A 13,659-nucleotide genomic window follows, 5' to 3' on the forward strand; every position below is an offset into this window, starting at 1 on the left:
GCCACCCCCCCCCCCCGCCCCGTTCCCGTACCTCGGCGCAACTACTCTGCCTCGCCCGGGTTGGCGTCGCCCTCGGGCTTCGACGGCGACGGCGCCGGAGACGTCGGCTTCGACGGGCTCGGCGTGGGCGTCGGCGTCGGGGTGGGCGTCGGCGTCGGGGTGGGCGTCGGCGTCGGTGACGGGGAGTACGACGGCGAGTACGAGTAGCTCGGCGTGGAGGACTTGCTGCGGCTCGGGCCCGGCGTGTACGAGCTCTCCGGCGTCCGCTTGGACGTCGAGGCCTCCGGCTCCGGAGTGTCCTGCGTCGTACCTGCCGGGGAGGACACGGAGTTCGACGACGGGGTCGTACCCGTGCCGGGTTCCTTCTTGTTGCCGCCGAAGTTGTCGACCGCGTACGCCACGCCGCCCGCGACCGCGAGGACGGCGAGGACCGCGAACAGCCACATCTTCCACTTGCCGCCGCCGGAGTGGTCGTCGTACCCGCCGGAGCCGTTGTACCCGCCGTTCCCGCCGTGGTTCCCGCCACCGCCGGGGTAGGCGGAGCCGTCGTCCGGGTTCAGCGGCGGCACCATCGGCTGCTGGAACTGCGAGGTGTTGGAGTGCGAGCCGTACGGGGGCTGGCCCTGGCCGGGCGTCGCCATCGCCGTGGTCTGCGCCGGGCCGCGCCCGTGCGGCAGCGCCATGGTGACCGGGCCTGTGTTCCAGGTGCCGGTGTTGGGCCCCTGGTCGTGCAGCATCTGCAGGGCGTACTGGACCAGCCCGCGCATCTCCTCGGCGCTCTGGAACCGGTCGTCCGGGTCCTTGGCGAGGGAGCGCATGACGAGCCCGTCGAGCTCCTGCGGGATGTTGCCGCCCTCCGGCAGCTGCGAGGGCGGGATCGGCGCGTCCTGCACGTGCTGGTAGACCACCGACAGGGGGGTCTCCCCGGTGAACGGGGGACGCAGCGACAGGAGTTCGTAGAGCAGGCAGCCCGTCGCGTACAGGTCGGAACGGTGGTCCACGGCCTTGCCGAGGGCCTGTTCGGGCGACAGGTACTGCGGGGTGCCCATGACCATGCCGGTCTGGGTCATCGTCGACTGCGCGCCGTGCAGGGCGCGCGCGATGCCGAAGTCCATGACCTTGACCGCGCCGGTGTCCGTGATGATCACGTTGGCGGGCTTGATGTCGCGGTGCACGATGCCGTGCTGGTGCGAGTACGCGAGCGCTTCGAGCACGCCGGAGGTGATGATCAGCGCCTGGTCGGGGCCCGGGGCCTCGGCGCTGATCAACAGGTCGCGGATGGTGCGGCCCTCGACCAGTTCCATGACGATGTAGGGGACGACGTTCGGGCCGACCCGGTCCTCGCCCGAGTCGTACACGGCGACCACGGCATGGTGGTTGAGGCCGGCGACCGACTGGGCCTCGCGCGTGAAGCGGGCCTTGGACACCGGGTCCTCGGCCAGGTCGGGGCGCAGCAGTTTGACGGCGACGGTCCGGCCCAGCCGGACGTCCTCGGCCGCGAAGACCTCGGCCATGCCGCCGCGGCCCAGACGGTGGGTCAGCCGGTAACGGCCGTCTCCCACCAGGCCGCCCGCGCCCCAATGCTCCGGACCCTCTGCCATCCCGGCGCCGCTTCCCTCGGGTTCGGGTGCCATCAGTCCTCACCGTCGTCTGTCTCGGCCGCCGCTCGTGCGGTAGGTCCTCATCGTGTGCTCCGACGAACGCTACAGCCTCGCAACCGGTCGTTGTTCGGGTGAGCACGCCCCCGGCCGACGACACGGACCGCCTGTGGACCCCCTGTGGCCTTGTGGTCACGGAACGGGAACCTGGCTTGACGTGTGCTTGCCCTCCGGCAGACTGAGGCCGACATGCGCTCAGCCAGAGGCGTAGGGACACACCCGAGGGGAAGCAACAGTCATGAGCCAGGACGGCACTCAGGGCCAGTACGCGGGCGGCTCTCTGGCCGGTGGCCGTTACCAGCTAAGGGACTTGCTCGGCGAGGGAGGCATGGCCTCCGTTTATCTCGCCTACGACTCGGCGCTCGACCGCCAGGTGGCCATCAAGACCCTGCACAGCGAGCTCGGGCGCGAGCAGTCCTTCCGCGAACGCTTCCGCCGCGAGGCCCAGGCTGTAGCGAAACTGTCGCACACCAACATCGTCTCGGTATTCGACACCGGTGAGGGCGTCGTCTCCTTCGCGAACCCCGCGGTGGCCGACGGCGCGGTCATGCCGTACATCGTCATGGAGTACGTCGAGGGGCAGCCGCTCGGCTCCGTCCTGGACGGCGACATCAGGCAGTACGGTGCCATGCCGGCCGACAAGGCGCTGAAGGTGACGGCCGACGTGCTGGCCGCTCTGGAGAGCAGCCACGAGATGGGGCTGGTCCACCGCGACATCAAGCCGGGCAACGTCATGATGACGCGGCGCGGAGTGGTCAAGGTCATGGACTTCGGCATCGCGCGGGCCATGCAGTCGGGGGTCACCTCGATGACGCAGACCGGCATGGTCGTCGGCACCCCGCAGTACCTCTCCCCCGAGCAGGCGCTCGGGCGGGCCGTGGACGCCCGCTCCGACCTGTACTCGGTGGGCATCATGCTCTTCGAGCTGCTGACCGGGCGGGTCCCCTTCGTCGCCGACTCGGCCCTGGGCATGGCGTACGCGCACGTCCAGGAGGAGCCGGTCGCGCCCTCCTCCATCAACCGCTCGGTCACCCCGGCGATGGACGCGCTGGTGGCGCGGGCCCTGAAGAAGAACCCGAACGAGCGTTTCCCCACCGCCGCCGCCATGCTCGACGAGGTCGCCCGGGTGGCGGGCGCCGGGCACACCGGAGCCCCGGTCATCGTCCCGGGCGCGCACCCGACGAACAGCGGTGCCGGGCTCGGCTCGGCCGTGTTCCCGCCGGTGGACTCCGCCCTGCAGGCGCCGCCGCACTCGGTGCAGCATCCGTACCAGGCGCCGCACACCCCGGTGCCGTCCGCGTACGCGCCGACGCCGCCGCCCGGTCCGCAGTCCGGGGCCTACGGGTACCCGCAGCAGCAGCCGCTGCACCAGCAGGCGCCGACCCCCGCGCCGTACGGGGCGTCGACCCCGCCGCCGTACACGATGTCGCCGCAGGGCGGGCAGAGCGGCCAGGGGCATGCCGCGGGCTCCGGGAAGAAGAAGAACACCCCTGTCCTGGTGGGGGCCGTCGTGGTGGCGCTGGTGGCCATCGGCGGGCTGATCGCCGCGCTGGACCTGGGCGGCGACGACAAGGACAAGGCCGGGCCGACGGACCCGAGCTCCTCCTCCTCGGCGTCCGCTCCGGCGAAGGCCGGGCACAAGGGGCCGGACATCTCGCGCACGATCGATGAAAAGAAGTGCAAGGAGGCCCGGAAGGGCTCCGACCCCACCAAGGTGGTGGCACCGGACTTCCGGTACATGAACGAGGTCTCGGTGAAGGCCTGCATCCGCGCCGCCGGCTGGAAGTACGACCCGAAGCCGAGGGACGAGGCGGTCTACGGCGAGGGGACCGTCCTGGAACAGCTTCCTGTGGACAACACCGAGATCGACCCGAGGAGCGTCACCTTCACCCTGTGGATCTCCACCGGCGACCCGGAATGATCCGGCCCGGGTGCTCCCCGGAAGGGTGAACCGGAGTTCGCCCGCCGGGCGCCGCTTCTGATACATACGCGCAGGTCACACCCGCCGCACCTCCGGGAGTCCTGTTGCACCGTCCCGCGCGCACCCTCGTACGCGTCCTCACCGCCACCGCCGCAGCGCTGGCGGTGAGCGCGCTCGCCGCCGCACCCGCCTCGGCGGTCGGCGCTTCCTCCAGCTGTGACGCCACCGGCGCCTACGGAAGCGCCGACTGGACCTGGATGAACGGCTCCACCCTGATCCACATCAAGCTGACGTCCGTGGACACCGCGGACGACGCCCGCATCGCCGGCATCAGGCTCTACACGCTGGACCACCGGGGCGGCTCGCACGATTGGCCCTGGCGCTTCAACAAGCGCGGGGCCGGCAAGAGCCAGACCTGGGAGACCACCCTCCAGGACAAGCGCGGGATCGACCGGGTCGGCGTCGAGGCCGCGGCGTTCGACGACGCCGGCTACCGGAGCATGTGCGGGTCCGGATCCGTGAAGAATCCGATCTTCTGAGCGGGCCCGGATCCCGTTACGGCCCGTCCGGGATGCCGCTTTTGTCCGGTTATGTAAATCTGAGTCCGTGACCTACGCCCGCGCGCTGCGCTGGACCGCCGGGGCAGCGTTGGCGACCGCCACGCTGCTGATCACGGCGCCCGCGCACGCCGCGGCCTCCGCACCGGCCCCGACCTCCGCCCGGGCCTTCACCCCCGCCCTCCCGTTCGCCTCGGGCTACGCCTTCGCCCCCGGTTCCGCTGCCGCGTCCGGTTCGGTCGCCGCGCCCACGTACGTCGCCACCCGCGCGTCCGTCGCCGCCCCCGCGTCCGTGGCCGACGCGGCGGACCGGGCCTTCGAGGACCTCGCCGGAAGCTCCGCCGGGGCCGGGCGGGAGCGGCCCGGGCGGCCGGTGGGCGAGCCCGCCAATCCCGAGACCGTGCTCGCCGCGCGCCCCGTGCCGGCGCACCCGCGCACCGAGCAGCTCACGGCGGTTCCCGCGACCCCCTCCGAACCCCCGCTGGTCGGCGCGCTCGGCACCGAGCCGAACGAGCGGGCCGCCGACCTGGCCGCGCACATGCTGCCGCTCGGAACGGGATTCACCCTGATGGGACTGGGTCTCGGTTTCATGGGAATGCGGCTGCGCCGGGGCATGTAGCCCCCGTTCCCCCCTCGGGTCCCCCTCAGGACGTAGGCCCCAGGATGGTTGCGGCGAGGTACATACTCGGTATACATACTGAGTATGTCGATCCGCCACGGCCTTCTCGCCCTGCTGGAACGGGGCCCCCGGTACGGCTCCCAACTGCGCACCGAATTCGAGTCCCGCACCGGCTCCACCTGGCCGCTCAACGTCGGGCAGGTCTACACCACGCTCGCCCGGCTGGAGCGCGACGGCCTCGTCGCCCCCGGCGGAGAGGACACCGCCGGGCACACCTTGTACGCCATCACGGAGACCGGCCGCCACGAACTGCGCGAGTGGTACGAGCGTCCCGTCGACCGGGCCAACCCGCCCCGGGACGAGCTCGCCATCAAACTCGCCATGGCCGTCGGCGCACCCGGCGTGGACATCCGCGCCGTCATCCAGGCCCAGCGGCACGCCACCGTCCAGGCCATGCAGGACTACACCCGGCTCAAGGCACAAGCGCTCGCCGCCATCGAGAGCGGGCGCTCCGGGGAGCGCGACGACATCGCCTGGCTCCTGGTCCTGGAACAGCTGATCTTCCAGACCGAGGCCGAGGCCCGCTGGCTCGACCACTGCGAGTCCCGGCTCGTACGGCTGTCCGCGCGCGGGGAGCGCGCACCGGCCGAGGCCGAACCGCCCGAGGGCCACGGGGCCCCCGGGGCCACCACCGTCCCGACCACACCCACGACCACCGACCGGTCTCTTTCCCGCACCGCTCGCACGCGGCGGGTCTGAACCACCGCTCCACGTCCCAGGGGGGAACCCTTCATGCCCGACCAGCCCGTATTGCAACTGGACCAGCTCGTCCGCATCCACGGCAGCGGCGCCACCGAGGTGCACGCCCTGCGCGGGATCGACCTCTCCGTGTACCCCGGCGAACTCGTCGCCGTCATGGGCCCCTCCGGGTCCGGCAAGTCCACCCTGCTGACCCTCGCCGGCGGACTCGACACCCCGAGCAGCGGCAAGGTGATCGTCGAGGGCACCGACATCACCACCGCGAGCCGCAAGCAGCTGGCCGCCCTGCGCCGCCGCAGCATCGGGTACGTCTTCCAGGACTACAACCTGATCCCGGCGCTCACCGCCGCCGAGAACGTCGCCCTGCCCCTCGAACTCGACGGGGTCTCCGCCCGCAAGGCCCGCGTCTCCGCGCTCGCGGCCCTGGAGGAGATGAACCTCGGGCAGCTCGCCGACCGCTTCCCCGACGAGATGTCCGGCGGCCAGCAGCAGCGCGTGGCCATCGCCCGCGCCCTGGTCGGCGACCGCCGCCTCGTCCTCGCCGACGAGCCGACCGGCGCACTGGACTCCGAGACCGGGGAATCCGTACTCGCCCTGCTGCGCTCGCGCTGCGACGCCGGTGCGGCCGGGATCCTGGTCACGCACGAGCCGCGCTTCGCCGCGTGGGCCGACCGCGTGGTGTTCCTGCGCGACGGCAGCGTCGTCGACGAGACCCTGCGCAGCCAGGCCGACACCCTGCTCTCCGGGCAGGCGGCCGCTCAGTGATCTCCTCGTACCACTCCTGGATCGCGGCGATCCGGATAGCCCGCCGCGACGCCTGGCGCTCCAAGGGCCGCAGCGCCCTCGTCCTGGCCATGATCGCCCTGCCGATCGTCGGCGTGAGCGCCGTCGACCTCACCGTGCGCAGCTCGGAGCTCTCCACCGAGCAGCGCCTCGGGCGGGTGCTCGGCGCGGCCGACGCCAAGGTGACCTCGACGCACATGGACACGGCCATCTACCAGAGCCCCGACGCCCAGAGCTACGCCCCGGTAGGCGGCTACGACAAGTACGACCCGATCTCGGACCGCCGGGACAAGGCCGACGCGCCGCAGTTCCCGGCCGGAGCGCAGTCCGTCAAGGACAGCAAGTCCCACGCCAAGGTCCGCACCCGGCACGGGATCATGCACGCCGAGCTCCGCGAGATCGACCCGGCGAGCCCGCTGGTCAAGGGCCTGTGGACGCTGGAGCGCGGCCGGCTGCCTAAGGCTCCCGGAGAGGTCCTCGCCACCGGCGCCTTCCTCGAGGAGTCCGGCTACTTCCTCGGCTCCAGCGTGACCCCGCGCGAGTCGAAGAGCTCGTACAAGATCGTCGGCGTCTACGAGATGCCGGGCGACCTGCACAACTCGCAGCTCCTGGCCCCTCCGGGCACCCTGCTCGCCCCGCTCGACCGGGACCGCAAGGCCGCCGGCAGCACTGGGGTGGAACCCCAGGACGAGTACCTGGTGAAGGTCGGCGGCGAAGGTTTCACGTGGAACATGGTCAAGGAGACCAACGCCAAGCAGCACCTCCTCGTCGAATCGCGCGTCGTGCTGCTGGACCCGCCGGCCGACTCCGAAGTGCCGCTCTACACCGAGCAGCCCCGGGACAGGTGGGAGCCCGGCGCCACCATCGGAGCCACCGAACTCGCCATCGTCTCCACCGTCGTCGGCCTTGCCATGCTGGAGATCTGCCTGCTGGCCGGACCCGCCTTCGCGGTGGGCGCCCGGCGCTCGCGCCGCCAGCTCGGCCTCGTCGGCGCCAACGGCGGTGACCGGCGGCACATCCGGGCCATCGTGCTCTCCGGCGGCCTCGTCATCGGCGCCGCGGCGGCCGTCGTCGGCACCGCTCTCGGCATCGCCCTCACGGTCGGGCTCCGCCCGGTGCTGGAGGACACGATCGGCCAGCGGTTCGGCAGCTTCGACGTCCGCCCGCTGGAGCTCCTCGCCATCGGCCTGCTCGCCGTCCTGACCGGGCTGCTCGCGGCCATCGTCCCCGCGGTCAACGCCTCCCGGCAGACCGTGCTGGCCTCCCTCACCGGCCGCCGCGGCGTGCGCCGGGCCAACCGGGTGCTGCCCGTCATCGGCCTGATCGCCATCGCGGCCGGCGCCGCCATCGCCCTGTTCGGCTCCGTCTCCGAGATGGGCTCCACCGTCGTCGCCGGCGGCAGCGCCATCGCCGAGCTCGGCGTCGTCGCCCTCACCCCCACCCTGGTCGGCCTGTTCGGCCGGGCCGGCCGGTGGCTGCCGCTGTCGCCCCGCCTCGCGCTGCGCGACGCCGTCCGCAACCGGGGGCGCACGGCGCCCGCCGTGGCCGCCGTACTGGCCGCCGTCGCCGGCACCGTCGCCGTGGCCACGTACCAGCACAGCAGGGAGATCCAGGCGCGGCACGAGTACGTCGCCCAGCTCCCGTACGACGCCGGTCTGATCGAGACCAACGACTACAGCGCGTTCCGGGACGTGCCCGCGATGCGCGAGACCCTGACGAAGGAACTCCCGGTGGCCGTACGGGCCGACGTGGACCGCCTCGCCGTCGGCAAGCCGGGCTGCACCCCGTACGGGGACGACCCGGAGTGCGGGCAGGCCGAGATCGTCATCCCGAAGGAGCAGCGCTGTCCCCTCTACTCGGCCGTGAACGGACCGGAATCGTTCACCCTGGCCGAACGGAAGGCGCTGCAGAGCGACTGGCGGTGCCAGCACGACCGCTTCGGCGTCCAGTACTCCCTGGTCATCGCCGACGAGAAGCTGATGTCCGTCCTGGACGTCGAGGACCCGGGCGCCGCGGCCGCGCTGAAGGCGGGCAAGGCCGTCTCCTTCAAGAAGCAGAACGTGCGCGAGAACAAGGTCACCGTCCGGCTGATCAAGGGCCGGGCCGAGCCCGCCCCGGGCTCCGCACCCGATGAGCCGCCGGCCGGCCAGGACAAGGTCTTCGCCGCGTACCAGGTGCCCGAGTCGGTGAAGGGCTACGGCCTGGCCCTGGTCCTGCCGCCCTCGGCCGCGAAGAGCGCCGGCATCACCGGCGTCCCCTTCGGCTCGTACTTCACCCTCGACGGGGACGCGAGCTCCGAGCAGCGCCAGCGCTTGGACGGGGCCCTGGACAAGCTGGGCCTGGACACGAACGTACGGATCGAGAAGGGCTACGAGGGCGACGACAGCCTCGCCATGCTCGTCCTGACCATCTTCGCGGGCCTGGTCACCATCGGCGCGGCCGGCATCGCCACCGGCCTGGCGCAGGCGGACGCCGAGGGCGACCTGAAGACCCTGGCGGCGGTCGGCGCACCGCCGCGGGTGCGGCGCACGCTCAGCGGCTTCCAGTGCGGGGTGGTCGCCCTGATGGGCGTGCTCCTGGGCTCCGCGGCCGGCATGCTGCCCGCGGTCGGGCTCCGGCTCACCGAACGGCGGGCCGCGGCCGACATGGTCCGGGAGGGCATCGAGAGCGGCTACGAGGCGGCCTCCCAGGCCGTCCCGTACATCCCGATCGCGGTGCCGTGGACCACGTTGGGCGGGCTGCTGATCGTCGTCCCGGTGGGCGCGGCGCTGCTCGCGGCCCTGGTCACCCGTTCGAGCGGAGCCCTGGCCCGCCGCGAGGTCTGACGCCTCCGGCGCCTGCTGCCGCCCCAGTTGGTGCCCCCGCACAGGGTGGATCACGCCCGTGCGGGGGCACACCGTGTGAATACGAAGGTGTGCGAGAGAATGACGGCATGGAGATGCCGAGGAGTGAACGGTCGCAGGACAGCCCCCCGCCCGGCCTGATCGTGGGCCAGGACGGGTTGCCGGTCGGCGGCGCCGATGACGAGTCGCGCGAGGTCCCGGTGACGGAGATGGTCGAACAGCCCGCCAAGGTCATGCGGATCGGCAGCATGATCAAGCAACTCCTGGAAGAGGTACGCGCCGCACCTCTGGACGAGGCCAGCCGGGTCCGTCTCAAGGACATTCACGCAGCGTCGGTGAAGGAGCTGGAGGACGGCCTGGCTCCCGAGCTGGTGGAGGAACTGGAACGGCTCTCCCTCCCCTTCACGGAAGAGGCCATCCCCTCCGAAGCGGAACTGCGCATCGCCCAAGCCCAGTTGGTGGGCTGGCTGGAAGGCCTGTTCCACGGCATCCAGACGGCCCTGTTCGCGCAGCAGATGGCGGCGCGGGCCCAGTTGGAGCAGATGCGCCGCGCCCTCCCGCCGGGCTCCTCCCACGAGGACGACGAGGACGGCCCCCACGGCGCCATCCGCTCGGGCCCGTACCTCTAACCCACCCCGCCACCCCCTCCGGGGCCGCCTCCGGGCGGCCCCGCAGCCATGTCCCCAGCCGCCAGACGCAGCCCCAGGGTGCCCGGCCCTATGCAGCCCCGCCGGCGGTCAAGGCCCAGGGCCCGGGGCGCAGCCCCAGGGGGCCCGGCCATACGCAGCCCCGCCGGCGTTTGAGGCGCGGGGTCCGGGCGCAGCCCCGGGGGGTCCGGGCGCAGCCCGGCACCCCTCCCCAGCCCGTCCGGCGCTTGAGGACCGGGTCAGGGCCGGCCCTGGGAACGGTGGAAGGGCGGGTAGGGGAACTCCGCCCCGCGCAGCGGCAACGGGTGCCGCGGACACTTCGCACTTCGCCCCGCACAGCGGCGACCGTCGCCCCAGGGACTCCGCCCCGCAAGCAGCGGCACGCGTCACCGCCGCCGCCCTGGCGACCGGTTAAGAACCCGGTAAACGCCGCAGCCCATCCGGCCCCACCCGCCCCCATACTCGGGGAATGACCTACGACGCCATCGTCCTGGCAGGCGGCACCGCAAGCCGCCTGGGCGGAGCCGACAAACCCGGCCTGCGCGTCGGCGGCCGCCCCCTCCTCGACCGCGTCCTGGACGCCTGCGCGGACGCCCGCACCACCGTCGTCGTAGCCGGCCGCAGGCCAACGTCCCGGCCCGTGCACTGGGCCCGGGAGGACCCCCCGGGCGGCGGCCCCCTCGCCGCGCTGGACGCCGGGCTGCGCCACACCACCGCCCCGCTGGTCCTCGTACTCTCCGCCGATCTGCCCTTCCTTGACCGGGACACGGTCCACTCCCTGCTCCGAGCCCTCGACGCGCCCGAGCACCACACCCGGGAGGGAGCCCTGCTCCGGGACCCGGACGGCCGCGACCAGCCCCTGGTCGCCGCGTACCGCGCGGAACCCCTGCGCAGGGAAATCGCCCTGCTGGCCACCGAACACGGCTCGGTGAACAATCTCCCCCTGCGCGCCCTCACCGCCGAACTCGACCTCGCCCCGGTCACCGCGGCAGCCCCGCTCGCCTCCTTCGACTGCGACACCTGGGACGATCTCGCCGCCGCCCGCGCCCGAATCAGAGAGCATGGAACCGTGCTGGAGCAATGGATCACCGCCGTCAAGAACGAGCTGGGCATCGACGTGGCCGTCGACACCAAGACCCTGCTCGACCTCGCCCGTGACGCCGCGCACGGCGTCGCCCGGCCCGCCGCCCCGCTGACGACCTTCCTCGTCGGCTACGCGGCGGCCCAAGCCGAAGCCACCGGCGCCGACCCCGCGCAGGCCGTGGCCGAGGCCTCCCGCAAGGCCGCCGAACTGGCCCTGGCCTGGGCCGAGGAAGGCGAGTCCCCCGGCCCGGAGGCCACCAGCCCGGAGACCACCGGCCCGGAGGCCACCGGCCCGGAGGCCACCGGCCCGGAGGCCACCGGCCAGCAAGCCGCCGGCCCGGAAGCGACCGGCTCCGGATGACCGCCGACCCCGGCACCGACGCCGACCGCGCCCTCGACCAGGCCCTCGCGCTGGTCAGCCGCGCCCCCCGTTCCGACGCCGCCGACGCCGCCGGCGGTGGCTCCGGGGGCGGCGGCGGCCACCGCGCCGCGACCTGGCTCCGGGCCCGGGAGACCGCCACCCGCGCCGGCTCGGCCGTCCGCGGCGGCACCCACCGGGTCCCCCTGCCGGCCGCCCTCGGCGAGGTGCTGGCCGCGCCCCTCGACGCCCTGGGCGACCTGCCGTCCTTCGACACCTCCGCGATGGACGGCTGGGCCGTCGCCGGACCCGGCCCCTGGACCATCCGCCCCGGCGAGGCCGCACTGGCCGGGAGCGAGCGCCCCGCACCCCTCGCGGACGGCGAGGCCGTACGGATCGCCACCGGCGCCCGGATCCCCGCGGACACCACCGCCGTGATCCGCAGCGAGCACTCCCGCGAGGCCGGCACCCTGCTGTACGCGCAGCGGCCCGTCGCCACCGGCCAGGACATCCGCCCGCGCGGCCAGGAGTGCCGCTCCGGCGACCTGTTGCTGCCGGCGGGCTCCCTGGTGACCCCGGCCGTCCTCGGCCTCGCCGCGGCCGCCGGGTACGACGAGCTCACCACCCGTCCCCGGCCGCGCGTGGAGATCCTGGTCCTCGGCGACGAGCTGCTCACCGAGGGCCCCCCGCACGACGGTCTCATCCGCGACGCCCTGAGCCCGATGCTGGGCCCCTGGCTGACCCGGCTCGGCGCCGAGGTCATCGCCGTCCGGCGGCTCGGCGACGACCCGGCGGGCGCCGAAGCACTGCTGGCGGCCGTCACCGGTTCCGCCGCCGACGTGGTCATCACCACCGGCGGCACCGCCTCCGGCCCCGTCGACCACGTCCACCCCGTGCTCGCCAAGGCCGGCGCCGAACTGCTCGTGGACGGGGTCGCCGTACGGCCCGGGCACCCGATGCTGCTGGCCCGCCTCGGCCACGGCGCCGACAGCCGCCACCTGGTGGGCCTGCCCGGCAACCCGCTGGCCGCCGTCTCCGGGCTGCTCACCCTCGCCGACCCGCTGCTGCGCGCCCTTGCCGGACGGCGTCCGCGCCCCCGGTACGTGGTGCCCGTGGAGGGCGACGTACCGGGCCACCCGCACGACACCCGCCTCGTACCGGTGCTGCTGACCGAGGACCACGCCGTACCGTTGCGCTACAACGGGCCGGCGATGCTGCGCGGCGTGGCAGCCGCGGACGCGCTGGCCGTCGTACCCCCGAACGGGGCGCGGTCCGGACAGGAGCTGGAGATCCTCGATCTCCCGTGGGCCTCAGGGGGATGTTTCACGTGAAACTTCACGGATCCGACGCGATGGCACGCGGCGCCGACGAGAAACTCGTCTCGCGCCGCATCAAACTGCCCAAGCGCATCGTCGAAAAGCCGCTCCGTCAGGTCACGCGCCGCCTGCTGATGGCACTGTTCGTCATGGCCCTGACGGTCCTGATCGTGTGGATCGACCGCGATGGGTACCACGACAATGCCAACAACAAGGTCGACTTCCTCGACTGCGTCTACTACGCGACCGTCACCCTGTCGACCACCGGCTACGGCGACATCGTCCCGTACAGCGACAGCGCGCGGCTGGTCAACGTCCTGCTGATCACCCCGCTGCGGGTGCTGTTCCTGATCATCCTGGTCGGCACCACCCTGGAGGTCCTCACCGAACGGACCAGGGAAGAGTGGCGGCTCAGCCGCTGGAGGAAGAACTTGCGCGAGCACACGGTCGTCGTCGGCTTCGGCACGAAGGGCCGCTCCGCCCTCCAGACCCTGCTGGCCACCGGCCTCAGCAAGGAGCAGGTCGTCATCGTCGACCCCAGCGCCAAGGTGATCGACATCGCCAACGCGGAGGGGTTCACGGGGGTCGTCGGCGATGCCACGCGCTCCGAAGTCCTGCTGCGCGCCGAGATCCAGAAGGCCCGTCAGATCGTCATCGCCACCCAGCGCGACGACACCGCGGTCCTGGTCACCCTGACGGCACGCCAGCTCAACCGGGGCGCGAAGATCGTGGCGGCCGTCCGGGAAGAGGAGAACGCACCGCTGCTGCGCCAGTCGGGCGCGGACGCGGTCATCACCAGCGCGAGCGCGGCGGGCCGGCTGCTCGGCCTCTCGGTCCTCAGCCCGAGTGCGGGCACGGTGATGGAAGACCTCATCCAGCAGGGCAGCGGACTCGATCTGATCGAGCGTCCGGTGAACCGCGCGGAGGTCGGCAAATCGGTCCGCGACACCGACGACCTGGTCGTCAGCGTCCTGCGGGGCCACCGCCTGCTCCCGTACGACGATCCGCACGCGAGCCCCCTCCAGCTGACGGACCGTGTGATCACCATCGTCCGCGCGATCCCGCCGAGTTCACCCCCGGTGATACTGGGGTCGGCCGAGTAGCCCTGCGCCCGG

General features: G+C 72.9%; 11 protein-coding genes. 10 read left to right on the forward strand and 1 reads right to left on the reverse strand.

What is annotated here, in order from left to right; genetic code table 11:
• Nucleotides 1–41 precede the first annotated feature (41 nt).
• Nucleotides 42–1,634 carry a protein kinase gene (locus ACFWBW_RS04880; protein WP_385368445.1) on the reverse strand — a complete coding sequence of 531 codons (1,593 nt, stop codon included), beginning with the start codon at nucleotides 1,632–1,634 and terminating at the stop codon, nucleotides 42–44.
• A gap of 262 nt (nucleotides 1,635–1,896) precedes the next feature.
• On the opposite strand from ACFWBW_RS04880, the gene ACFWBW_RS04885 reads away from it, so the two are divergent.
• The 10 genes from ACFWBW_RS04885 to ACFWBW_RS04930 all read left to right on the forward strand — a co-directional run bounded on the left by ACFWBW_RS04885 (nucleotide 1,897) and on the right by ACFWBW_RS04930 (nucleotide 13,647).
• Nucleotides 1,897–3,579, forward strand: a complete 1,683-nt coding sequence (locus tag ACFWBW_RS04885; RefSeq protein WP_385368447.1) for a protein kinase — start codon at nucleotides 1,897–1,899, stop codon at nucleotides 3,577–3,579.
• Between the two features lie 104 nt (nucleotides 3,580–3,683).
• The gene (locus ACFWBW_RS04890; RefSeq protein ID WP_385368449.1) at nucleotides 3,684–4,118 is read left to right on the forward strand and encodes a hypothetical protein; all 435 of its coding nucleotides are present in this window, start codon (nucleotides 3,684–3,686) and stop codon (nucleotides 4,116–4,118) included.
• A 67-nt stretch (nucleotides 4,119–4,185) separates the two neighbouring features.
• Nucleotides 4,186–4,755 carry a hypothetical protein gene (locus tag ACFWBW_RS04895; RefSeq protein ID WP_385368451.1) on the forward strand — a complete coding sequence of 190 codons (570 nt, stop codon included), beginning with the start codon at nucleotides 4,186–4,188 and terminating at the stop codon, nucleotides 4,753–4,755.
• Nucleotides 4,756–4,839: 84 nt separating this feature from the next.
• Entirely contained in the window at nucleotides 4,840–5,514 is a 675-nt protein-coding gene (locus tag ACFWBW_RS04900) for a PadR family transcriptional regulator (RefSeq protein ID WP_385368453.1), read from the forward strand.
• Nucleotides 5,515–5,547: 33 nt separating this feature from the next.
• Entirely contained in the window at nucleotides 5,548–6,279 is a 732-nt protein-coding gene (locus ACFWBW_RS04905) for an ABC transporter ATP-binding protein (protein WP_385368455.1), read from the forward strand.
• On the forward strand, nucleotides 6,276–9,122 hold the full coding sequence (locus ACFWBW_RS04910; protein WP_385368457.1) for an FtsX-like permease family protein: 2,847 nt from the start codon (nucleotides 6,276–6,278) through the stop codon (nucleotides 9,120–9,122). Before ACFWBW_RS04905 ends, ACFWBW_RS04910 begins: the two co-directional genes overlap by 4 nt.
• A 107-nt stretch (nucleotides 9,123–9,229) precedes the next feature.
• Nucleotides 9,230–9,769, forward strand: a complete 540-nt coding sequence (locus tag ACFWBW_RS04915; RefSeq protein WP_356506752.1) for a bacterial proteasome activator family protein — start codon at nucleotides 9,230–9,232, stop codon at nucleotides 9,767–9,769.
• Nucleotides 9,770–10,256: 487 nt separating this feature from the next.
• Complete coding sequence (locus ACFWBW_RS04920; protein ID WP_385368459.1) at nucleotides 10,257–11,231, forward strand: NTP transferase domain-containing protein; 975 nt, start codon at nucleotides 10,257–10,259, stop codon at nucleotides 11,229–11,231.
• Entirely contained in the window at nucleotides 11,228–12,559 is a 1,332-nt protein-coding gene (locus ACFWBW_RS04925) for a molybdopterin molybdotransferase MoeA (RefSeq protein ID WP_385368461.1), read from the forward strand. The genes ACFWBW_RS04920 and ACFWBW_RS04925 overlap by 4 nt, the downstream gene beginning before the upstream one ends.
• Entirely contained in the window at nucleotides 12,547–13,647 is a 1,101-nt protein-coding gene (locus ACFWBW_RS04930) for a potassium channel family protein (RefSeq protein ID WP_385368463.1), read from the forward strand. Before ACFWBW_RS04925 ends, ACFWBW_RS04930 begins: the two co-directional genes overlap by 13 nt.
• Nucleotides 13,648–13,659: the final 12 nt, after the last annotated feature.

Source organism: Streptomyces sp. NPDC059957, from assembly GCF_042730015.1.
GTDB lineage: Bacteria > Actinomycetota > Actinomycetes > Streptomycetales > Streptomycetaceae > Streptomyces.

Bases quoted from the DNA above. Each gene is read 5' to 3' on its own strand.
- ACFWBW_RS04880 (WP_385368445.1), bottom strand. From the start codon at position 1,634: ATGGCACCCGAACCCGAGGGAAGCGGCGCCGGGATGGCAGAGGGTCCG.
- ACFWBW_RS04885 (WP_385368447.1), top strand. From the start codon at position 1,897: ATGAGCCAGGACGGCACTCAGGGCCAGTACGCGGGCGGCTCTCTGGCC.
- ACFWBW_RS04900 (WP_385368453.1), top strand. From the start codon at position 4,840: ATGTCGATCCGCCACGGCCTTCTCGCCCTGCTGGAACGGGGCCCCCGG.
- ACFWBW_RS04905 (WP_385368455.1), top strand. From the start codon at position 5,548: ATGCCCGACCAGCCCGTATTGCAACTGGACCAGCTCGTCCGCATCCAC.
- ACFWBW_RS04915 (WP_356506752.1), top strand. From the start codon at position 9,230: ATGGAGATGCCGAGGAGTGAACGGTCGCAGGACAGCCCCCCGCCCGGC.
- ACFWBW_RS04920 (WP_385368459.1), top strand. From the start codon at position 10,257: ATGACCTACGACGCCATCGTCCTGGCAGGCGGCACCGCAAGCCGCCTG.
- ACFWBW_RS04925 (WP_385368461.1), top strand. From the start codon at position 11,228: ATGACCGCCGACCCCGGCACCGACGCCGACCGCGCCCTCGACCAGGCC.
- ACFWBW_RS04930 (WP_385368463.1), top strand. From the start codon at position 12,547: ATGTTTCACGTGAAACTTCACGGATCCGACGCGATGGCACGCGGCGCC.